29 protein-coding genes and 1 other annotated feature are annotated in these 23,177 nt (G+C 35.1%); of the genes, 22 read left to right on the forward strand and 7 right to left on the reverse strand.

Annotated elements, in window-relative coordinates; all coding sequences use genetic code 11:
- Positions 1-126 precede the first annotated feature (126 nt).
- Complete coding sequence (locus tag P9E47_RS07005; protein ID WP_003332690.1) at positions 127-537, reverse strand: helix-turn-helix domain-containing protein; 411 nt, start codon at positions 535-537, stop codon at positions 127-129.
- A 155-nt stretch (positions 538-692) separates the two neighbouring features.
- Between P9E47_RS07005 and P9E47_RS07010 the strand changes: the two genes are divergently transcribed.
- The 10 genes from P9E47_RS07010 to P9E47_RS07055 all read left to right on the forward strand — a co-directional run bounded on the left by P9E47_RS07010 (position 693) and on the right by P9E47_RS07055 (position 7,684).
- Positions 693-968, forward strand: coding sequence for a hypothetical protein (locus P9E47_RS07010; RefSeq protein WP_035197298.1), 276 nt, complete (start codon positions 693-695; stop codon positions 966-968).
- 396 nt (positions 969-1,364) lie between these two features.
- Positions 1,365-1,688 (forward strand): PadR family transcriptional regulator, encoded by a 324-nt coding sequence (locus P9E47_RS07015; RefSeq protein WP_003332694.1) that lies wholly within the window; start codon positions 1,365-1,367, stop codon positions 1,686-1,688.
- Positions 1,685-2,554 (forward strand): permease prefix domain 1-containing protein, encoded by an 870-nt coding sequence (locus P9E47_RS07020; RefSeq protein ID WP_326162961.1) that lies wholly within the window; start codon positions 1,685-1,687, stop codon positions 2,552-2,554. The genes P9E47_RS07015 and P9E47_RS07020 overlap by 4 nt, the downstream gene beginning before the upstream one ends.
- A gap of 23 nt (positions 2,555-2,577) precedes the next feature.
- Positions 2,578-3,612 (forward strand): hypothetical protein, encoded by a 1,035-nt coding sequence (locus tag P9E47_RS07025; protein ID WP_326162962.1) that lies wholly within the window; start codon positions 2,578-2,580, stop codon positions 3,610-3,612.
- A 61-nt stretch (positions 3,613-3,673) separates the two neighbouring features.
- The gene (locus P9E47_RS07030; protein ID WP_035197306.1) at positions 3,674-3,859 is read left to right on the forward strand and encodes a hypothetical protein; all 186 of its coding nucleotides are present in this window, start codon (positions 3,674-3,676) and stop codon (positions 3,857-3,859) included.
- A 37-nt stretch (positions 3,860-3,896) separates the two neighbouring features.
- Entirely contained in the window at positions 3,897-4,544 is a 648-nt protein-coding gene (locus P9E47_RS07035) for a hypothetical protein (RefSeq protein ID WP_326162964.1), read from the forward strand.
- A 178-nt stretch (positions 4,545-4,722) separates the two neighbouring features.
- A complete protein-coding gene (locus P9E47_RS07040; protein ID WP_326162966.1) occupies positions 4,723-5,232 on the forward strand; it encodes a sigma-70 family RNA polymerase sigma factor in 510 nt (169 codons plus the stop codon).
- On the forward strand, positions 5,222-6,292 hold the full coding sequence (locus P9E47_RS07045; RefSeq protein ID WP_326162968.1) for a DUF4179 domain-containing protein: 1,071 nt from the start codon (positions 5,222-5,224) through the stop codon (positions 6,290-6,292). Before P9E47_RS07040 ends, P9E47_RS07045 begins: the two co-directional genes overlap by 11 nt.
- Before the next feature lie 131 nt (positions 6,293-6,423).
- The gene (locus tag P9E47_RS07050) at positions 6,424-7,005 is read left to right on the forward strand and encodes a sigma-70 family RNA polymerase sigma factor (RefSeq protein WP_326162969.1); all 582 of its coding nucleotides are present in this window, start codon (positions 6,424-6,426) and stop codon (positions 7,003-7,005) included.
- A complete protein-coding gene (locus P9E47_RS07055) occupies positions 6,995-7,684 on the forward strand; it encodes a DUF3600 domain-containing protein (protein ID WP_326162970.1) in 690 nt (229 codons plus the stop codon). The genes P9E47_RS07050 and P9E47_RS07055 overlap by 11 nt, the downstream gene beginning before the upstream one ends.
- Positions 7,685-8,117: 433 nt before the next feature.
- Here P9E47_RS07055 and P9E47_RS07060 read toward each other — a convergent pair whose 3' ends face one another.
- Positions 8,118-8,363, reverse strand: coding sequence for a hypothetical protein (locus P9E47_RS07060; RefSeq protein WP_326162972.1), 246 nt, complete (start codon positions 8,361-8,363; stop codon positions 8,118-8,120).
- Between the two features lie 766 nt (positions 8,364-9,129).
- Here P9E47_RS07060 and P9E47_RS07065 point away from each other — a divergent pair.
- The 5 genes from P9E47_RS07065 (at position 9,130) to P9E47_RS07085 (ending at position 14,446) form a co-directional block, all read left to right on the forward strand.
- Complete coding sequence (locus P9E47_RS07065; RefSeq protein ID WP_003329677.1) at positions 9,130-9,414, forward strand: YciI family protein; 285 nt, start codon at positions 9,130-9,132, stop codon at positions 9,412-9,414.
- Positions 9,415-9,558: 144 nt separating this feature from the next.
- Positions 9,559-9,918 carry an MmcQ/YjbR family DNA-binding protein gene (locus P9E47_RS07070; protein ID WP_326162974.1) on the forward strand — a complete coding sequence of 120 codons (360 nt, stop codon included), beginning with the start codon at positions 9,559-9,561 and terminating at the stop codon, positions 9,916-9,918.
- An 84-nt stretch (positions 9,919-10,002) separates the two neighbouring features.
- Positions 10,003-10,247: a binding site (T-box leader), on the forward strand.
- A 70-nt stretch (positions 10,248-10,317) separates the two neighbouring features.
- Positions 10,318-12,021 carry a 2-isopropylmalate synthase gene (locus tag P9E47_RS07075; protein WP_003329675.1) on the forward strand — a complete coding sequence of 568 codons (1,704 nt, stop codon included), beginning with the start codon at positions 10,318-10,320 and terminating at the stop codon, positions 12,019-12,021.
- A 263-nt stretch (positions 12,022-12,284) separates the two neighbouring features.
- On the forward strand, positions 12,285-13,595 hold the full coding sequence (locus tag P9E47_RS07080; protein ID WP_326162976.1) for a methyl-accepting chemotaxis protein: 1,311 nt from the start codon (positions 12,285-12,287) through the stop codon (positions 13,593-13,595).
- Positions 13,596-13,849: 254 nt separating this feature from the next.
- Positions 13,850-14,446, forward strand: coding sequence for a cell wall hydrolase (locus tag P9E47_RS07085; RefSeq protein WP_003329673.1), 597 nt, complete (start codon positions 13,850-13,852; stop codon positions 14,444-14,446).
- A 171-nt stretch (positions 14,447-14,617) separates the two neighbouring features.
- On the opposite strand, the gene P9E47_RS07090 is transcribed toward P9E47_RS07085, so the two are convergent.
- Entirely contained in the window at positions 14,618-15,238 is a 621-nt protein-coding gene (locus P9E47_RS07090; protein WP_003329672.1) for a hypothetical protein, read from the reverse strand.
- Between the two features lie 153 nt (positions 15,239-15,391).
- A complete protein-coding gene (locus tag P9E47_RS07095; protein ID WP_326162977.1) occupies positions 15,392-15,853 on the reverse strand; it encodes a hypothetical protein in 462 nt (153 codons plus the stop codon).
- Between the two features lie 184 nt (positions 15,854-16,037).
- Here P9E47_RS07095 and P9E47_RS07100 point away from each other — a divergent pair, with 184 nt between their 5' ends.
- From P9E47_RS07100 to P9E47_RS07120, 5 genes are all read left to right on the forward strand, one after another.
- Complete coding sequence (locus P9E47_RS07100) at positions 16,038-16,763, forward strand: nucleotidyltransferase family protein (RefSeq protein WP_003329669.1); 726 nt, start codon at positions 16,038-16,040, stop codon at positions 16,761-16,763.
- Positions 16,764-16,918: 155 nt separating this feature from the next.
- The gene (locus P9E47_RS07105) at positions 16,919-18,358 is read left to right on the forward strand and encodes an NAD(P)/FAD-dependent oxidoreductase (RefSeq protein WP_003329668.1); all 1,440 of its coding nucleotides are present in this window, start codon (positions 16,919-16,921) and stop codon (positions 18,356-18,358) included.
- Between the two features lie 124 nt (positions 18,359-18,482).
- Positions 18,483-18,995: a ribonuclease E activity regulator RraA gene (rraA, locus tag P9E47_RS07110; RefSeq protein ID WP_407697173.1), complete on the forward strand. Its 513-nt coding sequence runs from the start codon at positions 18,483-18,485 to the stop codon at positions 18,993-18,995.
- 85 nt (positions 18,996-19,080) lie between these two features.
- Positions 19,081-19,233 (forward strand): hypothetical protein, encoded by a 153-nt coding sequence (locus P9E47_RS07115; RefSeq protein ID WP_157382042.1) that lies wholly within the window; start codon positions 19,081-19,083, stop codon positions 19,231-19,233.
- Between the two features lie 42 nt (positions 19,234-19,275).
- A complete protein-coding gene (locus tag P9E47_RS07120; RefSeq protein ID WP_003329666.1) occupies positions 19,276-19,416 on the forward strand; it encodes a hypothetical protein in 141 nt (46 codons plus the stop codon).
- Between the two features lie 141 nt (positions 19,417-19,557).
- Here P9E47_RS07120 and P9E47_RS07125 read toward each other — a convergent pair whose 3' ends face one another.
- Both P9E47_RS07125 and metA read right to left on the reverse strand, forming a co-directional pair.
- A complete protein-coding gene (locus tag P9E47_RS07125) occupies positions 19,558-19,698 on the reverse strand; it encodes a hypothetical protein (protein WP_162137830.1) in 141 nt (46 codons plus the stop codon).
- A gap of 146 nt (positions 19,699-19,844) precedes the next feature.
- Positions 19,845-20,753, reverse strand: a complete 909-nt coding sequence (gene metA / locus P9E47_RS07130) for a homoserine O-acetyltransferase MetA (RefSeq protein WP_003329665.1) — start codon at positions 20,751-20,753, stop codon at positions 19,845-19,847.
- A gap of 131 nt (positions 20,754-20,884) precedes the next feature.
- Between metA and P9E47_RS07135 the strand changes: the two genes are divergently transcribed.
- Together P9E47_RS07135 and P9E47_RS07140 are read left to right on the forward strand one after the other, a co-directional pair.
- Positions 20,885-21,412 (forward strand): hypothetical protein, encoded by a 528-nt coding sequence (locus P9E47_RS07135; protein ID WP_326162980.1) that lies wholly within the window; start codon positions 20,885-20,887, stop codon positions 21,410-21,412.
- A gap of 14 nt (positions 21,413-21,426) precedes the next feature.
- Complete coding sequence (locus tag P9E47_RS07140) at positions 21,427-22,770, forward strand: DEAD/DEAH box helicase (protein ID WP_003329663.1); 1,344 nt, start codon at positions 21,427-21,429, stop codon at positions 22,768-22,770.
- A gap of 41 nt (positions 22,771-22,811) precedes the next feature.
- On the opposite strand, the gene P9E47_RS07145 is transcribed toward P9E47_RS07140, so the two are convergent.
- Positions 22,812-23,060 carry a hypothetical protein gene (locus tag P9E47_RS07145; protein ID WP_003329662.1) on the reverse strand — a complete coding sequence of 83 codons (249 nt, stop codon included), beginning with the start codon at positions 23,058-23,060 and terminating at the stop codon, positions 22,812-22,814.
- Positions 23,061-23,177: the final 117 nt, after the last annotated feature.

Here is a 23,177-nt window from a genome sequence, read left to right on the forward strand (position 1 = left end):
TTTGATAAACTGGAGGGACCTTTATGAATTATGAGTATAAAGGGAAAGAAAAGAAGACTTCCTGAATGAGAAAGCCCACTGCTAAAGCTGTGGGAGTTGTCAGGATGTGCATATGGGTGGTGTTTTTTATTTTCTTTTATAAAATTCATCAACTGCTACATTAAATATTTTCTCTACTATTCTCCGGTCTTTTAATGGAAGTTCTGTGAATTTAAGTAGGTATTCATGGAGTCTTGTATTTTTATATAAATAATCGACAACCCCAAATATCTCTATATTGCTTTCATCGTTTGTTTTATAGATTTGATTTAACTCAAGTAACATCTCATTTTGGAAATAAGGAAGCCCTACTAAATGATCTAAACTGACTTGAAAATATTTTGACAGTGTAATTAATGTTTCTAGGTCAGGGGAAGCGGTTTCATTTTCCCATTTTGCTACAACTGAGCGAGAAACTCCTAGTTTTTCTGCTAGTTCCTTTTGTGTTAAAGCTTTTTTTTCACGGAAGAATTTAATGTTAGTTGCTAATTTGCTCAATTTATCACCATCATTACACCTTAATATAGTATTACATAAATAGTGCTGTTTCCAACATTATAAATTAAGTACTATAATTTTTAACTTTGTATTGGTTCTTATTTGGAAATTATATTATAATGTTCTTAATACGAACAAAAAAGGAGGATGTATAAGTGTTTAGTTGTTTAATTGTATCTCAACCTGATAATGAAGAAAGAGACCAACTCTTTCAAAGCATACTTTACAATACGTTAAAAAATCATCCTTATACAAAAAAACAGTTGAAATATGGAGATTGTATTGTTATATCAAATGTGAGTTTTACTTTAGGATGGCAAACAGTATTAAATTTAGAATGCTCAGGTTTTTCAGCAAGTTGTGGTTTTGGAGATTCAGAAGAAATAGCATTTGAAAATGCGTTCGAAAAATGGATGAAACGAAGTTCTTAATAAGAGGAAAATTAATATTTTAACCCCATTCTTTCTACCCAGTGCATTTTCAATGACACTCGAAGGCATGGAAAAATACTTTGTATACTCGCTTTTTGTTCGATTGAAACAGAATCAGAAATATGTAAACCTAAAAAAATTAACTTGTTTCAAAACCTTTTCCAGTCGCACCGATTGCGGCTTTTTTTGTTGCTCGTATAATTTTCTTTCTAAATTTAATAAAAGCTGCATTACTTGAAATGCTATTTGAAAGTACTCTGAACATTCAAAGCGGTAAGACCAAAACGAGTAACTTTTAGAGTGAACAACTTCCAATCAAAAGGATAAAAATATACATTGTAATACAATGTACATCGTATTACAATGATAGTATCAAATTAGAAATCAGGTGATGAAATGGATAAGGAAATGTTAAAAGGAAGTATTGATCTTCTTTTGTTATCGCTTATTAACCAGAGAGATCTTTATGGATATGAAATTACTAAATTACTAAAGCAGCTAAGTGATGATCACTATGAAATGAGTGAGGGGACCCTCTATCCCGCATTAAAACGCTTAGAGAAAAAACAATGGATTGAGTCCTATTGGTCAGAGACTCCTTCAGGAAGAAGGAAATATTATAAAATTACAGATTCAGGAACTAAGGAATTAGAGAAGAAACAAAAGGATTGGAAACTCATTGAGAATTTAGTACAAAAAAGCTCGGAGGGTCTAATATGAAATCCAAATTAGAACAGTATGTGGAAAATATTGTCCGTCATACGGAAAGTTCTAAGAAAGAAAAAGAGGAGCTTTATGAAGAACTTCTCATCCACCTTCAAATTTCTCGTGATTCCTTAATGGAGGAAGAGGGTTTGACACCAGAAAAGGCAGAGGAAAAGGCCATGCAGCTATTTGGCCAAGAAGGAGAAATTGGCAGTCAAATTCAACAAGCACTATTTCCATATCGAAAGGAATTAATGCTTACATTAGCGATATCCTCGATCATTTTCACAATTAGTATTTATTTAATCAGTCTTTTTGTGAAAGGGGATGCCTATATTGGGTGGCTTTGTATTTCAATGGGGTTGAGTTCAATGTTATTGTTTCTTCCTCTTAATCGGTCTTTTCATATTAATAAAAAGCTATGGCTTAATAGTTTATTGGTACTCCACACTCTTGGACAATTATATGGATGGTTAATCACGAGCCAGTTGGATCAATCATCGACTGTAGTTGGCTTAACGATCTGGGTGTGGCTAAACATTGCTTTAAGCCTTGGTCTTGTATATCGAACAACAATCTATGACTACAGTTCTGATGAAAAACATATGAAGGTTTTGCATGGAATTAACATTACAACCGGGATTATCATTTCTGGAATTTCACTTGTTTTCATCGTTGGCGGTCTGATTATGATCGGAAAATTTCATTTCATAATGCTTGTTTTAGCTAGTCCAATTCTCATTTGGGCTGGTTTGTATGTGGCACAGTTAAAAATTGCGAAGAAAAGTACAAGGCTTGCGTTTTTAATTGGAATGATACCTATTTTAGCTTGTATACTAGCTTTTTTGTATATTTATTTTCCAAACCTATTTTTTAGATAAATCAAATGTAGAAAGGATTTATCATGAAGAAAAACAATCTCATGTTTTTAATACTATTTTTATGTGGATTAACAGGAGCCCTTGTTGTTTTAGGGATATTTTTCAACAAAACAGAAAATGAAAAACAGAATGGGCTTTCCAATCATTATGATGTTTCAGCACAAAATGCGATTGCCTACGTAACGTACAAAGAGGGGAGACCACAGTTATTTTTGCATAAAGAAGGGGAGTCCATAGATGCAGTCATAGCAGAGTATGATGAGGATACAATGATTTTAGATCCGACCTTTTCAAAAGATGGATCGATATTAGCTTTTGTCACCACTAACAAAAACAAGGAAACTGAACTGACTAGTACAGTCCATTTCTACGATATAGGAAAAAGAGAAATTATAGACGTTTTCACTGATTCTTCAACCATAACAGAGATAGAATTTAAGCCAGACGGTTCATCTTTCCTTTATTTAAGTGCGGGAACATATGAAAATTATTCACCAATCACAGGGAAACGTCCGCATAACTTTGATGTTTACGAATTTAATTTAAATGAGAAATCACATGTGCGAAAGACAAATCTGCAACAGTATTCTATTTATTCGTTGAATGTTGCTCCTAGCGGGGATCGTGTTTACTTGGGAAGAGATGATAATTCAGATGTAAAGACGGCAGAGGCTTCCTACATGGTAAAACAAAGAATTTTTGAAATTTCGTTGGATCATCCGGAAGAGATGTCTGTCATTTCAGACCCTGACCGTGAAGTTTCCATCTTCAGCTTTACTATAACTCCAGCTGGAAATGAGTTTATTTTTCAATCTATAAGTAATCCTGATGAGGGCGGCATCTTTGAATACGAATTATACAAATATAATTTTGATACAAAAGAAGAAAAACAGCTAACTCATTTTGGGGAGTATGTGAGTGATCCAGTTATAAGTGCAGATGGAAAGTCTATTTACTTCACGTTGGATAGAAATTTCGCAAAAGGATCTCCTGATTATCATATATACAAAATGAGCATCGATGGAGAACAGGCAGAAGAGATAGGACTTCCGAACTAATACTTTAATTTGAAGTTGATAATTTGAACAGATTCTTGAGTTCCCAGGGAGGTGTTTTTACTTGGACCAAAAAGCAAAATTGATTATTGGATTAATAAGTAGCCTTATAATATGTCTTTTTGGAGTTTATCGTCTAGTGATTGAAACTCCAACCGCTGTTGAGTATTTAGTGGTCCCCATAGCATTTGCTGTTTCGGGTCTTATAGGGTTTGTGGGGAGTTTGGTTAAACTGAAAAAAATAAAATAATAACTGTTGGTAAAATCATCAGAAGGGAGGACTTTGCTTGAGGAAAATTTTAAAAATTTCTCTGATTATTTTGGGTGTTATTATAGTGGGAATGGGCATTTTAATTTTTTCCTTCATTCAGGGAATGAAGCCGGATAAAGATAAAGAGGAACAGATTAAAATTCAGGCTGAGCAATATTTAAAAGATAAATTTAATGATAACTTCGAGGTCTATGACGCTCTGTATGACAATATGGGGAACTTTGGATTTGAATATGCTGCTAAGGTAAGAGATAAGGAAACTAAAACGCAGTTTTTAGTCTATTATGACGATGAATTAGACCAGATGGTGGATACCTTTACGGCTGAGAAATGGACTAATGATTTAGAAAAAGAAATACGACCGTATATTAAAGAAAATTTCAGCGAAAAAACTGAAACTCACGTTTACTTTGATGACCTGATCGGTAAAGAGTTAAGTATTGATCCGCTTAATCCGGGAAGTTACAAAGATTTTAACGTTGCACCTACGATTCGAATTACACTCCCTCGGAAAAAGAGTGACCAAGATGAAAAACTCTTCAATGACTTTATTTCATATCTAAAAAGTAATGATATATTGCAACAGGGCACCATTATTGTGAATTATATTGCTGAAAATGGAGTAATACTTGAGGATTTTGAATGGAGCAAAGAATTTAAATAAGCATATTGCTACTGGTAAGAGACCCTGAAATAATATAAAAAAAACATCAAATCGTCCTTTAATTCGGGCGATTATTTTATTTATAGAAAAAAATAAAAAATTTTAAGCTAAACCTAGATTTAAATTGTCTAATAGATGTAGAACAAAAAAGAGAGGGTGAATTCAGATTATACATTTAGTGAAAAAGGCCCAAAAAGGAAATGACAAAGCCTTTTTAAAGCTTTTCCAGCAATATGAAGAGAATATTTATCGAATGGCTTTTATCTATGTCAATAATAAAGACGATGCATTAGATGTTGTTCAAGAAGTAGCATATCAATCTTTTAAGAAGATCCATACATTGAAAAAACCAGAGTATTTTAAAACGTGGTTGATCAAAATTACAATGAACTGCGCAATCAATCTAGCTAAAAAGAATAAGAAAGTGGTGCAATTAAAACCGGAGTTTGAAGAGTTCATCGGCTTAGAGGATGAGGATATTCCCCTATCTCTATCGTTACAGGAGTTGATAGAAACGTTACAAGAAGATGAAAAAAGCATTGTGCTTTTAAGGTATTATAATGATTGTACTTTTAAAGAAATATCAGATCTGTTAAATATTCCGTTGGGAACGGCAAAATCAGTGTTATATCGCGCATTAGATAAACTTCGCAAGAAATATAAGGAGGGCGATATTTGTGAAAGATAAAGTAAAGGAAGAATTACATAAAATAGAAATACCAACAGAACTACATGAACGTTCTAAAACAGGGATAAAAAAGGCAAAAGCAGAGCAACAAAAAAAGAAATTTAAGCAACCTGTCGCTGCTGCAGTTGTCATTTTGGGATTATCCGCTGTAATGGTTGGATTTGCCTTTCCAACGGCTGCTAGTAATCTCCCAATCATTGGTGATATTTTCAAATTATTTGGGAATGAGTCAGGAATCTATAATAATTACAAAGAATTTTCAACAGAGGTTAATACGATGAAAGAAAGCAATGGAATTAAAGTAACTGTTAATGATGCAATCTTTGATGGTGAAACTGTCACGATAACTTATTCAGTTATTAGTGATCAAGATTTGGGAGAAGAACCAATCATTTTTGATCACTTTGACATTCAAAATACAGACGGGATAGCAGGAACTTCTAAAATAGAAAAAATCAGTGAAAATGAGTATGTTGGTATAATGACGGGCACTTATTTTAGTAAAGAAGATTTACAAACTGCTAAGGTAACATGGAAAATTAATAGCTTTAAAATTTTAAACGGCGAGCAGGAAAAAGAAATTAAAGGTCATTGGAATTTTGCGTTTAATTTAGATGCAACAGATAGTCAAACAAAGTTAATTGGTCAAAGTGTAAAACAAGAAGGGATTCGATTAAACATTAAGAAGATGGCGGTCACACCAATGTCCTTTATTCTTTACTACGAACAGGGAGCGTCTGATGATGTCCAAAATAGGTGGCATCAGGTTTATGTCGATTTAGAAGTCCAAGATGATTTGGGAAATGTTTATACTGGTGAGGTGAACGGTGGTTCCGGAACGGATTCTTCTATGAATTGGAGCGCAACCTTTGAAAAACTACATCCAAATGCAAAAAAGCTAATTGTTACACCGCATGTTATGTTAAGGAACTCCGATCACTTCACTGCAGTAGAACAAATGGAAGATGGCACTATAAAGGAAACAAAGCTGCCTGAGAAATACAAAAAAGGGCAAAGGGATTTTGTGTTAGAAAATATAATTATTGATTTAACAAATTGACTGTTATTTACTTAAAGAAATACGTATTATCCTAGAGCTATAAAGGCTCTTTTTTTTATTTTCCAAAAAAACCGAACGAAATCTAGATATCTTTCCAATATAGAGTATAAAGGATAGGGAGGTGTTCATAATTGGAAACGCAAGGTGATTATAATCAAATTATTCAACTTATTTTATCTGGTCATCAGCAAGCATACAGTGAGCTCTATCAAATGACAATTCAAGATGTTTATAAAAACGTTCATTTTCTGATTGAGGATAAAGCTGATGTAGATGATGTTGTTCAGGACATTTACATACAGTTATTTAATTCTCTAAGTAAATATGATGGAAATAGACCGTTTAAGCCATGGTTAATGGGGATTGTAATAAAACAAATCCAAGCGTATCGGCGAAAAAAGTGGATGAAATTTCGGATTGCTAAAAAGGTTGAAGAAGTTGAACAAGTACTAGTTTTAGATTTTTCAAACGAAATTATTGATAAAATTTCTAACCAACTTCTTGTCAAGTTAGTGGAGGAACTGCCGTATAAACTTAAACAGGTTATTATTCTTCGCTATTTAAATGATTATTCTCAAGAAGAAGTAGCCAAGATCCTAGAGATTCCTATTGGAACTGTTAAGTCGAGAATTAATGCTGCTTTGAAGAAATTGCGTGGAAAAGTAATAAACAGAAATATCTCGGAGAAGGTGAGGAATGTATATGAATTTTGAGACAAAGGTAATGGAGGCACTACAGGAAAAAGGAAAAGAACTTATTCCTTCTACAAGTTTAAAAATGAAAGTTATGAACAACATCTCATCAAGAAAACAGAAAATGAAAAAACGTATCGTCACCGGTATTCTTTTAGCATCTTTATTAATTCCAACAGGAGTTTTTGCTTCCCAGCTCCTATTGGCAGACGAACTCTACAGTTCTTTCGATAATTTAAAGAAACATATTGTTAGTGCTACTATGGAAGGATACCTCCGTTTGGATGCCAAACTTGCAGAGGCTAAAGGCGAGTTGGGGGCCGAAGAATATAAAGAATTTATCAGTCTAGTTAAACAAATAACCCATGCAAAACTTGAATACGGTGATAAGTACGGCAATATTAACTATGATGCACTTTCGCAAGAGCGGGAAGCTGAATTGCAGCAAGTATTTTGGAAAATACAACCTTACTTTGATCGGTTAAATGGCCAGCAATCTAGTCTGGAATTGTTAACAGAAAATGAGTACAATCAATACATTGGCTCACTTATGACCCATGAAAAGATCTTAGCAAAAAGTGAAATAAACCCTGATCATTATGTAGAACTTCATGAGATTCCATCTAGCCTTCAGAAAGAGTTTCAAGAAGCACGTGATTTTCTGGAGTACGTAAATGAAAAGCAAATACAGAATGATTAATAGAGTTTCAGGAATTAATTCTTGATTAATGGCTGTCCAAGGGGCAGCCTTTATTTTTTTGGTTCATTTTAAATTGCAATACTAAATTAATATTGATTACGGCCATCTGTCATCTGAGTTAATGTAGTGATTATAATAAAATTTAATCTGTTGGACTTTCTTATTTATTGGTAAATACATTAGCAATGCATGGTAAGCTCTTTTGCGTTCTCTGTTAATAAACACGGCGAGGGTAGTAAAATCTCTTGGCCGTAAGCAATTAAAAGTAGAGGAATTGAGTTTTTCCTCCGCATACTCTTTTATCGATTTACTTTTTGTGGTGAATATTAGAGCCCTAATGTGCAGTAGGCATAGCAGGAGGACCGAAACTGGCTTTCCAACATTACAGTGCGGACAGGGAGTGCGGGTTCTGCCCTTGGCGTGGCCGCATTTTTCATTTTTGCGGACAGGGAGAGTGGGTTCTGCCCTTGGCATGGCCGCATTTTTCATTTTTGCGGACAAGGAGTGCGGGTTCCGCCCCGGGCATGGCCGCATTTTTCATTTTTGCGGACAAGGAGTGCAGGTTCCGCCCTTGGCATGGCCGCATTTTTCTTTTTTGCGGACAGGGAGTACAGGTTCCGCCCTTGGCATGGCCGCATTTTTTTGAAGAATAAAAGAAATGGTCTTCTGTGATTGCCATATTCCTGTTCATCCTTAGACTTTGGGAATCATACTCTCTCTTTGATTCCCATTTTCCCGATATTCCTTAGACTCCGGGAATTCTCCCCCCTCTATGGTTTCACATTTTTCCAATCCTAGAAATTTTAATGGGAATCTAATGCTCATTAGCCCAATATAGCGACAAAAGAGCACGGGCAACCGCTCTCAATAATGGATATTCATTCACACTATTAAATAAATTAGAAATCAGGTAGAACCAATTACTAAAAAAGATAACCGACCTGACTACCGGTATAATTAGCCAAAATAATTTTAAATTCTCTAACGGGTGCTTGAGCTGAACAAGAGGACGGCAGCCTATTTCTTGTTCCATTAACGGGGGTTGATTGTTCAATAACCTTTATAGGGGGAGTTTTTATAATTAAATCTTTAAAAGGACAACTAATATTATCAGTATTTAATGCGGGATTATTGGCGCAAAAATACATTCAAACGAATAAGTATTTAGGTTTAATATCAGTAATAATACTGTTAATTACCTTGGTTAATCTATCGAATAGCGATTGGAAGATAGGAGTTTTAGGGATTATCCTTGGGCTTTTGTTAGCAGTAAAAGCTCCAAAAAGTGTCTGGAAATATGTTGCTTATGTGATTTTGAAATTTTGTACCCTTTTAGTGCTATTTTTGGTAGCTATGGGTATTTTGATGGCAGGTCTTATGGAAATTTCAATTTACTGAAATTTATGATAATATGAAATTAATTAAGTAGGAAGGGGAATAATTGGATGAAAATTGTAGGATTATATACTAGAGGAAAATCATGGATAGAGGGTAAACCACATACTGAACAAGGTTTAGTTCCTCATCGTGACTATTTAGTCGAACATTTTGGAGATAGTATTATTGCAATTGGACCATTCATGAATCATACTGGGGGATTATTTATTTTTGAGGCTGAAAGTATAGAGAAGATAGAGGACATTATTTTTAATGATCCAGCTATATTAGAAGAAAAGTTCGAGGTAAAACTCTACCCATGGGAGCCGCTAATCGGAATTTTTAATCAGTAGATTGAATACGCTTACATTAAATTTAAAATCGGGCAATTCTTTCCCAATAATAACCATGAGAAGGACTTTCCGGTTTTTATCATGTCGAAATGCTGACTTTTCTGGTAATGGATAAGATAGATTTTTTTATAAGGAGCCTTTTTAATGGAAAAAGAAAAACTGCAATCATTTTGCATGACCTTGTCTGGTACAACTCATGATTACCAGGTAGACTGGCAAGCAGATCGTTATCATGTTGGAGGGAAGATGTTTGCAATGATAGGCGGAGATTCTGAAGGGAAGCCTATTATAACTTTAAAATGCGAACCTAAACGTGCTGAAGAGTTAAGAGGAACCTATAAAGACATTATCCCTGGCTATTACATGAATAAAACACATTGGAACTCTATTTATTTTGATTCAAATCTTTCCACTGATTTAATAGAAAATTTAATTCAGCATTCATATAATTTAATTTTTGAAAAATTAACCAAAAAGGTTCAAAAAGAAATTAGTATGGAGTAGTTATTAAGTTTTACACCTCTATTTTCAGTGAATTTAGTATTGACAACTCGAGTTTATCGATATATTATCTTATTTAATTAAATAATAACAGTAAAGATTGGAAATAGTAAAAGGATTTATAAATTTGTCAGAGAGCCGATGGTTGGTGAGAATCGGTAGTTGTAGCCTTTGAACTCATCCATGAGCTACTCCCTGAACATAATCAGTAGGGGATGTCGGTTTTCTACCGTTATGAAGATAGGTGGTGATTGCCACCGAAAATGAGTGGGTTAATTATTATGATGATTAATCAATTAGAGTGGTACCGCGAGCAATGCCTCGTCTCTATATTTTATTAGAGACGGGGCTTTTTTTATTTTAAATAAACGAACCATTATAAATGAAAAGGCGGGAGTCAGGATGAAAAATATTGAAAAGTATTCTAGAGGTTACTTTATGCCCCCAGCGAAAAGTTCGAAATGGACAGAGAAGGAGTATATTGCGGAAGCGCCTACATGGTGTAGTGTGGATCTTCGTGATGGAAATCAGGCTTTAGTTATCCCTATGAGTCTAGAGGAGAAATTAGAGTATTTTCAAATGCTTTTACAAGTCGGATTTAAGGAAATAGAAGTGGGATTTCCGGCTGCATCGGAAACAGAATATGCCTTTTTACGTACTTTAATTGAAGAAAATTTGATTCCGGATGATGTGACAATTCAAGTTTTAACACAGTCAAGAGAACATATTATCGAAAAAACATTTGAAGCATTACAGGGTGCAAATAGAGCTGTGGTGCATTTGTACAATTCCACATCTGTGGCACAGCGCGAGCAAGTATTTAGAAAATCTAAGGAAGAAATTATTGGTATTGCTGTTGCTGGAGCAAAAATGCTTAAGAAATATGCTGCTGAAACTGAAGGGAATTTCCAATTTCAGTATTCCCCAGAAAGCTTCACAGGAACAGAAATGGAGTTTGCACTTGAAATTTGCAACAAGGTACTTGATATTTGGCAGCCGACAGCTGATAACAAGGTAATTATCAACCTTCCAGCTACGGTATCAATGTCCATGCCTCACGTTTATGCAAGTCAAATTGAGTATATGAGTGACAATCTGAGCTATCGTGATCATGTAATCCTATCCCTTCATCCACACAATGACAGAGGAACTGGGGTGGCAGATGCCGAGCTAGGAATGCTGGCTGGAGCGCAAAGAGTTGAAGGAACATTATTTGGAAATGGGGAAAGAACAGGGAACGTGGACATCGTAACGCTTGCACTAAACATGTTTTCACATGGGGTGGATCCAAAGCTGAATTTTGAAAATATCCCTGCCATTATTTCCAAATATGAAAAATTAACAAGAATGAAGGTTCACGAACGACACCCATATGGCGGTGAACTTGTCTTTACTGCATTTTCAGGCTCCCATCAAGATGCTATTGCCAAAGGCATGAAATGGCGTGAGGAAGAAGAACGAGAGTATTGGACTGTTCCTTATCTATTAATTGATCCGATGGATATTGGAAGAGAATATGAAGGAGATATCATCCGAATTAACAGCCAATCAGGCAAGGGAGGAATCGGTTACATCCTTCAGCAAAAGTATGGAATCGATCTACCAACTGAAATGCGTGAGAGCTTTGGATACAGTGTGAAAAATGTTTCGGATCAATTACACAAGGAGTTAATGCCGAATGAAATCTATGACATTTTCATGAATGAATATGTGAATATTAACACCCCTGTCGAATTTATTCGTTACAAAGACACTCAAAATGGTCAGTACGAAACAATTGTATCGATCAAGACAAATAATGAAGAACATGAATTAGCTGGTGTGGGAAATGGAAGATTTGATGCTATCAGCAACGCGATTCAAACACAACTGGGAATTGATTTTACTGATTTGATCTATAGGCAGCACGCGCTGGAAGTGGGTTCAGGCTCAAAAGCTGTATCCTATGTAGGAATTACCGCAAAGAATGGTGCTGTATATTGGGGCTGCGGAATTGACACTGATATTATGATTTCCTCGGTAAAAGCTTTGTTTAGTGCCGTTAACAAAATAATATCTAGCTTAAACCTTCCTGTTGAAAAAGAATTAAACTACTCCAAAAAATAAAACAACAAGTAGATACGAAATAGATAATGTAACATTCATTAAATCGTCTAAAAGACGATTTTTTGTTTTTTGTATAAATGCGATAAAGTTAAAAATTTTTTAAACCAAATTGAGTTTGAAATTGTCAAATAGATGTAGGCCAGTTAGTAATTATGTACTTTTTTATGTCTTCATGAATTATTAGTAGAAGTTGGTATCAAAATGAAATAAAATATATTATAGAAACCAATTTTACAATTTACGTTACGATAGGAGTTTTCAATGTGGCCTTTTACAATATATTAGTTAAATCAAAATCTGCTAATAAAACAGAGTGGATTCAAAATGCAGACAAACTTCCTGCTAAACTTTCAATTTCTGATCATAATATTTGCAATCAGGCCCTAGCATTAGGGCTTACTTTGGAAGAAATTAAAATTGGAAAATCGATTCAAGGTGTAATTAAAGAGTCTTCTCTACATATTGCTAATGAGTATTATCAGTCTATGTGCAATATACCTGAATTTAAGACGGTCGTCCTTACCTATTCAAATAAGGAAAAATGGGTACAAGCACATGCCAATGTAATTGTAAAAATGTTCGATGGTCATTATGATGATGCCTACATTGAATTTCTTCAACAATTGGCAAGGAATCACCACGGAATTGGTGTGTTGCCCAAGTGGTATATAGCTAGCTTTCAAATTTTATTTCAAAATATACAGAGCTGTATCTCTTCTGAAATTTCAACAGTGGATGAATTCCTAGTTCTTTCAAATGCTATTTCAAAAATATTAAATTTTCATCAACAGGTAATTATTGAGGAATTAGAAAAAATAGATCTTGAAACGCGAGAGGAAGAATTCCAGAAAGTAAAAGAGGAATTAAAAGATAAGATATTTGAAACTAGTGAAAATCTAGTTGCTTTAACGGAAGAAACTAGCGCAAGTGTTGAGGATTTAATTCAAAAAAGCAACAACGTAAGTGTAGAAGGGCAGCATACGGCAGAAAAATCAAAAACTACTCAATTGCTCGCAGAAAAAGGACAAGAGCAATTAAATTCATTGGAGGAACAAATTCAGTCCGTATACAAAAGTACAATAATTATGAAAGAATCCGTCGAGTCACTTAACCAATTAACTTCACAAATTCGTGAGGTAGTTGGAATTGTCGAGGAAATTTCAAGCCAAACAAACTTACTTGCCCTTAATGCAGCTATTGAAGCCGCACGTGCGGGCGAGCATGGAAAAGGGTTTTCTGTTGTCGCAAATGAGGTTAGGAAGCTTTCGGAACAAACGCATTATTCAGTTGATTCAATCAAACAGTTTACTGAGCAAATTACTGAACAAAAAGACAATGTTATTTCAAGTTTATATGAGGTTGAACAGCTCACAGTAGATGGTCAACAGAAATCTGCGATGACAAGGGAAGCTTTTGATCGCATTGTGAAAGCTGCAAACGAAAATCTCGAATCTGTTCAGAAATCTAAAACCGATATGGAAAATTTAATTTTAATTATTAATGAGATTGGATCAGCCACACAAAAAATCGTTACATCTACAGAACAATTAAATGAAGCAGCACAATTAGCTTAGAAGTGTTTATTTCAGAGGGCAAAGGACATAATAAATGGATAAATTATAATAACAGACCATAAATAGCCAAATTATGTTAATTATCACCAATGGAAAAGTGGTAATTTTCACCTTATGAATTCATGGAAATCACTAATATAGCAAGGGTTCTGCTTTTTAATTGATTATATTCCATAATTTGGATGCCCATTTCCCCTTTTTTATTTGTTAACCTACTTGTGTCCCAAAAAAAACATCTAGGAGGTTAACTAAATATGAAAATGTTAAAAAAGGTAATGGTGGTAGCAACTCTTTCATTATCATTATTTGGGTTAAACTCCCAAACTGATGCAGCTACAACAACCCATTTAGTTAAGAGCGGAGAAACATACTGGACAATTGCTCAAAAATACGGATTATCTGTCAATTATCTAAAAAGTATTAATAATAAATCTAGTAACGCATTATATTCTGGTCAAAAATTAGTATTACCGCGTACATCAATTACTGCGGCTGATAAAGAACTTATGGCAAGACTTGTATCGGCAGAGGCAAAAGGTGAGCCGTATGCTGGTAAAGTAGCTGTGGCAACTGTAATTCTAAATAGGGTGGATAGCGTAGAATTTCCAAATTCCGTTAAAGGAGTAGTCTACCAAAATGTAAATGGGCATTATGCTTTCACACCAGTTCAAAATGGCACCATAAATCAAGCAGCTGATGCAGGGTCAAAAAAAGCTGTAGAAGAAGCGCTTACGCTTAGAGGCAAAGGAAACGGTTCTTTATATTTTTATAATCCGAAGACTTCTACAAGCAGATGGGTTGATTCACGCGAAGCAACAGTATGGATTGGCAAACATAAATTTGCTAGATAAAATATCATTAATTAATAAGAAGAAATTTGACCTAGGGATTTTTTTCCTAGGTTTTTTAGTATCAATTTTGGTCCAATGTCCTACTATGTTTATTTTATTACATTAATGTTTTAACCTTCGAGGGCAGTCTTGTAATTCTTACAAAAGACTGCCCAAATGTGTTACATTTCTTTATGACTGTTCATCGTGCCACTCGATTTCTTTTATAATAATATCAGATCTCGGCCCAAAGCCTTCTGCATAATCCTCTGGGAAATAGTAATAAATAGCATAATCGTCGTTGCTGTGTTTGAAAAAGGCTACGTGTCCAATCATTCCTTCTTTATTGAGGGAGAATTCTTTATCAGTGAAATCAAAAGCTTTGACCTCTACCTTTCCAAGAGTGAACCCGTTATCTTGAAGGTTCTTTATTACTTCTTCTTCGGTTTGGCCGGTGATTTTTAACGTTGCATCCTTATTTTCAGTTCCACCGAAGTTTGCGAATACATTAAATATTTCAGGGTTCGATTCGACGATCATATCATCAGGTACATAGGTTGAAAAACCTAACTCCTTATGATGATATAGCTTTACAATCTTATCCTCTGGCATGCCCTCAAGCATCATTTCCACTGTTTTCTGCTCTGCTAAATCAGGCAACGGCTGTTCTGAATTTTCTTTTTCACCTTTATTTTCGGTTTGTTCGGTATTCCCCTCGTTAGCCTTATCGTTTTTTTTGTCATCCTTGTTATTACAGCCAACCAAGCCTATAATTAGAGTAGTTAAAAGGACAAAATAGAATATTTTTTTCATAAGATCCTCCTTAATATTAAAAATTCCACTATTATTATATTTTCCAATATCTATCTTTTTTAGGCATCTTAATGCTGTTTCAATCAAAAGGTGCTATAATATAAAAAAGGCTGTCAAGAAGAATGGACTCTTTTTGACAACCTAAAATTTAATTTAATACCTTGCTTCTTTATTTCTAAGAGCAAAAATTATAAAAGCACTAGCGACGCCTCCAGTAATAACATTAATAATCGTCAACACGGTTCCACTTTCTGAGTATTTTTCAAATAACCAATAGTAGACTACGATCCAGAATATTCCGATTAATATTGCAACAATATTGCCAATTACGGGGATCAAATTAAGAACAATTGCTCCAAGACAAATAATCAGAAGCTTGATTCCACCACTACTTCCAACAGTAAACCACTTTAGTCTCTCGTCAATTAGTTCACCAACGATGTAGGCATTACCAATAGGAATGAACGCAAGCCATTCATTATTGATATTTGCCCGCTTAGCCATAGAGTATAAACCGATTGCACCAAAAATGTAGGCAATGAAGAAAAAGATGAGCAAAATAAATAGTGTTCCAAAACCAACCGCTAATAAACTGGCAATCTCATAATCAGTCATTTGGCAGCCCTCCAACTTATTAGGATGGAAAAAAAGTGAATCTCTATATTATAGATATAATAACTTGAATTATGATTAAAATTTCATTATTTTGGTGACAAATAAAGGAATAACAATACTTCAACATACATACACATGGTAATTGTAGGTGTTTGCTGTGTGATTAATTCGTGAAGGCGTGATCATGATGAAAGGGGTTATTATTGCCGGAGGAAGAGGAAGTAGGTTACGTCCGTTAACAAATGAAATGCCCAAACCAATGATTCCTATTCTAGACAAACCAGTAATGGAATATTGTATCGAGCAGCTTAAAGAGCATGGCATTACAGAGATCGCAGTAACCGTACAATATTTATCTAATAAAATTATGGATTATTTTGGTGATGGGCGAAAATATGATGTAAATCTTACTTATTTCGAGGAAAGAAGACCTTTGGGAACGGCAGGAAGTATTAAAAATGCTGAAGAATTTTTAGATGAATCTTTTGTTGTTATTTACGGAGATATTATTTCGAATTTTAATTTAACAAAAGGGATGCAATTTCATCGTTCAAAGAATTCTCTTGTTACGATTTTTATGACAGATGTTCAAAATCCAATGGATTATGGAATTATTAGGACGAATGAAACAGGCAAAGTAACCCGATTTTTAGAAAAACCAGCACGGCCTGAAATTTTCACAAATCAAATCAACACTGGCATTTATATTATGGAACCGGAAATACTTCATTATATAAAAAAAGGGGAAACCTTTGATTTTAGTTTAGATCTTTTCCCGATGTTATTGAAAAAAGATTGCCCAATATTCGGATTTAAAACAAATGGATATTGGTCTGATGTTGGAAACATGGCTAAATACGAAAAAACAGTCCATGATCTTATTGATGGATCAATTATAATATCTGGTTAATTGAAGGAATACACATAGTTGAATAAAAAAACGAACATTTTAATGATGGATTATTAAAATGTTCGTTTTTTGTTTGACTAGATTTTAATATTTTGATATATTATGTAAGGATTGTTTGAAAAGCATATGATTGATGAACAATGGGGGTAATTTTTATGCAAAACAATTATGATGTAATCGTTGTGGGCGCTGGTCCTGCAGGAATTTTTGCTTGTTATGAATTAACTTTGAAAATGCCAAACGCAAATGTTTTACTAATAGATAAAGGTCATGATATTTATAGCAGACGCTGTCCAATTTTAGAAAAAAAGATTCAGTTATGTCCACCTGCAGCTGGCCGAAAAGATTATGCAGGTTGTCTGCCAGCTTGCTCGATAACAAACGGTTTTGGCGGAGCTGGCGCCTATTCGGATGGCAAATTTAATATTACGAGTGAATTTGGCGGTTGGATGACTGACTACCTACCACCATCTGAAGTTGTAGAACTAATCAAATATGTAGATGAAATTAATTTAAGCCATGGTGCGACGGAATCTATTACAGACCCATTAACTCCAGCTGTAAAAGAAATTGAACGCCGCGGCTATGCGGCTGGTTTAAAACTTTTGCGCGCACAAGTACGCCACTTAGGAACAGAGCAAAATCTTGAAATTATGCAAAGTATTTATGAATATTTGAAAACTAAAATTGAAATGCGCTATAAATCAGAGGTAGCGGACATTATAACTGAAAAAATGGATGGTCGTCATAAGGTAACTGGAATTGAGTTAAAGGATGGCGAAGTTTTACATGCTAAAAAAGTTGTCATTGTTCCTGGTCGTGACGGCTCAGCATGGTTAACAAAAATCTTAAAGAAACGTCGCGTTACGATGTTTAACAATCAAGTAGACATCGGTGTACGTGTAGAAACTTCAGATATTGTAATGGAAGAAATTAACAAGAATCTTTATGAAGGAAAATTTGTTTTTAATACATCTGTTGGGACAACAGTTAGAACCTTCTGCAGCAACCCTTCCGGACATGTTGTAGTGGAAAATCATTCTGGGATCATGCTGGCAAATGGACATGCTTATAAAGATCCGAAGCGAGGTAGCCGAAATACGAACTTTGCTTTGTTAGTCTCTCATAAATTCTCTGAGCCGTTTAACAAGCCGACTGAATATGCACATGAAGTTTCTACACTTGCTAATCAGTTGTCAGGTGGTGGAATTATCGTTCAAAAGTATGGAGACATACTAAAAGGTCGCCGTTCAACAGAAAAACGGATTAAAGAAGGATTTATTGAACCAACCTTGAAAGAGGCCGTTCCTGGAGACTTAGGGTTGGTATTACCTTACAATACAATGAAAAGTCTAGTAGAAATGACTGAAGCATTGAATCATGTTACACCAGGTATCGCTTCAGAACATACATTGTTCTATGGTGTTGAAGCTAAGTTCTACTCAGCAAGACCAAACTTAAATGATAAGTTTGAATCTGAAATTTCCGGATTGTATTTAGGTGGAGATGGTGCTGGGGTAACACGCGGCTTGGCTCAGGCTAGTGCATGCGGTGTTTGGATTGCTAGAGATATAGTAAGTACAATAAATGAATAGTTAAATAGATTCGGAAGTTAAGAAGGCGGGCAGTAAGGTAGCTGTTGCCTTCTTTTTAATTTTAAAATTTACTATTAACAAAAAATTCGAAAAAGTAGTATAATAAGATGGACAAAAGTGGGAAATGGGGGGCTTTCATTTGAAAGCAGTACAAACGTTAAAAACAGCAGATTTATGTGATCATTATTCAGATAGCATTTCAATCTGCCAGGTAGAATTTAAATCCTATGGTGCTAAGAAACAGTTTTCAGGCCCAATACAAACCGTTGAGGTTTTCGAAGACAATGTATTAGTTCGCCAAATGTTAGAAACTATACCGGAAGGCTCTGTCCTTGTTGTAAATGGCGGTGCATCAAGAAATTGTGCTCTAGTGGGGGATATGTTGGCACAAATCGCAGTTGACCGAAAAATCGCGGGAATCATCGTAAATGGTGTCATTCGTGACAGTGGGGAAATTGCGGGGATGAATATTGGAGTATTTGCGATTGGAACGATGCCATTAAAAAGCAAAAAAGAAGGCAAAGGGAAAACAAATGTTGTAACAAAGTTTGGTAGTGTTACATGGACACCCGGTGAATATGTGTATGCCGATGAAGATGGGGTAATTGTATCACCCAAGCTGTTAACTTTACCTTAATATAAAAATAAGTAAAAAATAAAAAGCAAACGATTGTAGTTTAGAACTATTCGTTTGCTTTTTATGACATGGAGGGCTTTGGTTTATGGGGCGTCGAATCGAGAAGCAGGCGGAACATTTAATCATCCAGCAAAGGGATAGAGAGGTAACTACAAAAATAAGGGAATTTTTTAATCAAAAGCAAAAGGATTTGGATGAAAAGCTAGTACATAAAAAATGGTATCAGTTTTGGAAGTAGGTCGATAAAATTTGGTATAGTAATATTAAGGGGGAGATTAAATTGAAAGAATTAGTTGGAGAATGCCAAGAATGTAAAAAAGAAATTTTCTGTTTAAATGGGTTTTTTAATGGGATTGTCAAAGAAGACGGAACAATTACATGTTTTGAATGTGAGGAAAAAAAGGAGAAAAATGAAGTATAAGTTTAGAAAGTTTATCTTTTCACAAATAAGGGCTGACCGTAAAGTGTCATCAAACCACATTAGGTGCAAAATTTACTGTATTTGCAATGTGGAGTTGGACACTTTTCGGTCAGCCTCTTGTTTTTCATTCATTATTAATTTTTAATCACTTTCACTAGCTAATTGTTCGATTAAGCCGTTTATGAAACTAACGTCATTTGTAATTAATAGAGCTGGGAGAAGTGCTAGAACTGCTAGTACCATGAAATTCGGAATTATTACAAGCTTCAACAATTTTGTCAAAGAAACCACTTCCTTTTCCCTTTTTTTCATGATACCAAATACTCGTCCTAGTTTCAAGAATCTTCAGATATATTAGGTAAAAATATTATAATTTTCTTATAAAAAAAGTCAGCGCAATTCATTTGCGCTGACACTGAATGGTAAGCTTACTCCCAAATATATGGTGTTTCTTGGTATACGTAATAATTTAGCCAATTTGTATAGAATAGGTTTCCATGGGCACGCCATCTGTTTAATGGCTCCTCATTTGGATCATCATTCGGAAAATAATTGACTGGAATTTCAATATCTAAGCCCTTGTTTTTATCGCGAAGATACTCGTCTCTAAGTGTTGTAGCCTCATATTCCGGATGTCCTGTAATAAAGAATTGTTTACGGTCTTTAGATGCGACGAGACAAACACCTGCTTCATTTGAATAAGAAAGAATTTCAAGATTTGAATTTTTTTCAATATCCTCTTTTTTGACATCTGTATGTCTTGAATGCGGGACAAGATATACTTCATCAAAGCCGCGAAGAATTCTCGATTTTCTATGAAATGTTTTATGTTCGAATACACCGAACATTTTTTTCTCTAAAGGATATTTAGGAATACCAAAATGATAGTATAACCCTGCTTGGGCACCCCAGCATATATGGAGGGTTGAAGTTACATTCGTTTTTGTCCATTCCATAATTTCCTTTATTTCATCCCAATAGGTAACATCTTCAAACTCCAATAGTTCAATCGGGGCCCCTGTAATAATCATGCCATCAAATTTGCGGCCTTTAATTTCATCGAAAGTACGATAGAAATTTTCCAAGTGCTCCTGCTTTGTATTTTTTGATTGATGTGTTTGCGGATGCATTAGTGTAATATTGACTTGTAATGGTGAGTTACTAAGTACGCGAAGAAGGTGTTCTTCCGTTTTTTCCTTTAAAGGCATTAAATTTAAGATTACTATATTTAAAGCGCGGATATCCTGTTGATATGCACGTTCTTCATCCATTACAAATATATTTTCACTTTCAAGTATTTCTTTAGCGGGTAAATCCTTTGGAATGTTAATAGGCACTTTCAATCACTTCCTTTTCTACCTGATTTATTAATTATAAGAACATTAGAAAAATTGTTCAATGAAAAAGTTCGTAATATATGCGAATTTTGTTAAAATGGGGAAAGAAAACTTGGGGAGCGAGGGATATTATGTTTGATCCTACCATTTTTGACAATTTAAAGGTTGTTGCAGAAGGAGCCCTTTATGACCTTGATCTAGAAGAGGAAATCTTAATTACAAATCGCAGGGATCAAATTGATCTTGCGAAGCTTTCCCGCGACTATGCCGTGACTTTTAGAAAAATGGATAAAACGGATAATTCGGTTCATGGAGAGCTCCGAATAAACGCAGGTGTCTATGATTTATCAGCAGAAATCTTGGAAAAAGAAGACAAATCGATTGGCTGCCATATTGAAGCTGTCTTTTTAATGACTGTAATAGATCCGAAAAAGGATTGTGAAGTGATTCAGTCGGCATTGTTGGAAATTTGGGGCGATCGTCCTTTAATAATCCAAGAAATCTCATACAATTATGACCCTTACCATTCTGTGAAATTGAAAAATACAATCATTTTGAAATTTGATCGAAAAATAGGGGAAGCACAAGTTGACGATTTACCAATAATGGTGGAGTATATGATTGAGTCGATTGACTTCTTAAATGAACTAATGCTATAAAAGGGGCAAACACAATGGAACTATTAAACACAATGAAGCCTTTCCTAAAAGAAGCGTGGCAAAAGGCTGGATTTGAACAACCAACAGCAATACAACAAAAGGCGATTCCAAGTATTTCAGAAGGGGTGGACATTGTTGCCGAATCACCGACTGGAACAGGAAAAACATTGGCATACTTGCTTCCAATATTACATAATATCGATCCGGATAAAAGAGAAATTCAAGCTGTTATTTTGTCACCAACAAGAGAACTGGCGATGCAAATTCATCAAGTTATTCAGAACTTTACTTTGAATAGTGGAATCGTAAGTGGAGCGTTTATTGGTGGAGTTGACCTTAAACGACAAATCGACCGCTTGAAGAAAAATCCAATGATTATCGTTGGTACTCCGGGAAGAATTAATGAGCTAATTGATAAGAAAAAAATGAAAATGCATGAAGTGAAAACAGTTGTTGTCGATGAAGTGGATCAAATGGTTGCTCAGAAGTTGACTTACGATGTAAAAATGGTGATTCAATCTACATTAAGAGATCGTCAAGTTCTATTTTTCTCGGCCACTATTTCGGATGTAGTACAGGATTTTGCCAAAAAGGTGATGAATGCTCCAACATTTATTCAAGTTGAACGTGAGCGGAATAATGCTGTCGACCATATTTATTTTGTAAGTGAGCGCAGGGATAAGGTTGAAGTGCTAAGAAGAATTTATCGAATGGACGAAAGTATGAAGGCGCTCATTTTTATTAATGATTCTTTTCATATCGACGAATTAGCGGCGAAATTTAAATATAAAAAGATTCCAATTGGAGTTTTACATAGTGCTGCTAATAAAAAAGAACGAGCCGCAGCGATTCAACAATTCCGCAGCGGAAAACTGACTCTCCTTTTAGCAACAGACATTGCCGCTAGAGGGATGGATATTCAGGGCTTGACCCATGTCATCCATTTGGACATGCCTGAAAAAATTGAGCAATATATCCATCGCTCAGGCCGTACAGGACGGATGGGGGCACAAGGTACCGTGATCTCTTTAGTTACACCAACTGAAGAGAAGACATTACTAAAGTACGGTAAAGAATTAGGCGTTGCGATGACGAAAAAAGAACTTTATGGCGGCGAAATCGTTGATGACCGCCCAAATGTAAGAAAAAGTGATGATAGGGAGCGGGTTACAAAACGAGCGCCAAGACCTGAGCACCGGCAAAATAAAGATGGTGATGGCAAGAAAAAATCGTACAGTGTCGGGGAAAGTAAACGAGCCGTAATTAAAGGTGGTGCAGCACCCCAAAAAGGCGGAACCAATCAAGCACCAAACGGTAGTAATCATGCTACCCCACGTAAAAAAGATAGAAAACGATAAAGAAAAAACGATGAACTCGTTTTGCGATCCCCGCAACGAGTTCATTTTTTTATAAGTACATATTGAATCTCTGTTTGTGAGATCATGGTTGTATTTATCATCGTATAACCGATGCTTAAAAACCGTGAAAGTGTCTCTGTACACGTGGGGTGGGTTGGCTCAACCGGAGCTTCAAGACTAGTGTTGATTCCAAGAAATTGATTTGTATATGGATTGCACCTGAGAATTACAACATGATGCCCCCGCCAAGCCGTTCCGATCATTGTTGGATGTGGTTGAGGTCTGTACATATGAAAATAACTCCCTTCTTATTGAGTAAAATGGAAAGTGGATAATATAATCAATAAATCGGCTAATATTTTACTAAATCCGGATAATTTCTTGATCAAACCCGATAATATAACAGT

This window comes from Schinkia azotoformans, assembly GCF_035811335.1.
Lineage (GTDB): Bacteria > Bacillota > Bacilli > Bacillales > Bacillaceae_J > Schinkia > Schinkia azotoformans.

Bases quoted from the DNA above. Each gene is read 5' to 3' on its own strand.
- P9E47_RS07070 (WP_326162974.1), top strand. From the start codon at position 9,559: ATGGAAAAAGAAAAACTGCAATCATTTTGCATGACCTTGTCTGGTACA.
- P9E47_RS07020 (WP_326162961.1), top strand. From the start codon at position 1,685: ATGAAATCCAAATTAGAACAGTATGTGGAAAATATTGTCCGTCATACG.
- P9E47_RS07105 (WP_003329668.1), top strand. From the start codon at position 16,919: ATGCAAAACAATTATGATGTAATCGTTGTGGGCGCTGGTCCTGCAGGA.
- rraA (WP_407697173.1), top strand. From the start codon at position 18,483: ATGGGGGGCTTTCATTTGAAAGCAGTACAAACGTTAAAAACAGCAGAT.
- P9E47_RS07075 (WP_003329675.1), top strand. From the start codon at position 10,318: ATGAAAAATATTGAAAAGTATTCTAGAGGTTACTTTATGCCCCCAGCG.
- P9E47_RS07100 (WP_003329669.1), top strand. From the start codon at position 16,038: ATGATGAAAGGGGTTATTATTGCCGGAGGAAGAGGAAGTAGGTTACGT.
- P9E47_RS07065 (WP_003329677.1), top strand. From the start codon at position 9,130: ATGAAAATTGTAGGATTATATACTAGAGGAAAATCATGGATAGAGGGT.
- P9E47_RS07015 (WP_003332694.1), top strand. From the start codon at position 1,365: ATGGATAAGGAAATGTTAAAAGGAAGTATTGATCTTCTTTTGTTATCG.
- P9E47_RS07055 (WP_326162970.1), top strand. From the start codon at position 6,995: ATGAATTTTGAGACAAAGGTAATGGAGGCACTACAGGAAAAAGGAAAA.
- P9E47_RS07025 (WP_326162962.1), top strand. From the start codon at position 2,578: ATGAAGAAAAACAATCTCATGTTTTTAATACTATTTTTATGTGGATTA.
- P9E47_RS07095 (WP_326162977.1), bottom strand. From the start codon at position 15,853: ATGACTGATTATGAGATTGCCAGTTTATTAGCGGTTGGTTTTGGAACA.
- P9E47_RS07140 (WP_003329663.1), top strand. From the start codon at position 21,427: ATGGAACTATTAAACACAATGAAGCCTTTCCTAAAAGAAGCGTGGCAA.
- P9E47_RS07085 (WP_003329673.1), top strand. From the start codon at position 13,850: ATGAAAATGTTAAAAAAGGTAATGGTGGTAGCAACTCTTTCATTATCA.
- P9E47_RS07145 (WP_003329662.1), bottom strand. From the start codon at position 23,060: ATGTACAGACCTCAACCACATCCAACAATGATCGGAACGGCTTGGCGG.
- P9E47_RS07060 (WP_326162972.1), bottom strand. From the start codon at position 8,363: ATGGCAATCACAGAAGACCATTTCTTTTATTCTTCAAAAAAATGCGGC.
- P9E47_RS07135 (WP_326162980.1), top strand. From the start codon at position 20,885: ATGTTTGATCCTACCATTTTTGACAATTTAAAGGTTGTTGCAGAAGGA.
- P9E47_RS07115 (WP_157382042.1), top strand. From the start codon at position 19,081: ATGGGGCGTCGAATCGAGAAGCAGGCGGAACATTTAATCATCCAGCAA.
- P9E47_RS07090 (WP_003329672.1), bottom strand. From the start codon at position 15,238: ATGAAAAAAATATTCTATTTTGTCCTTTTAACTACTCTAATTATAGGC.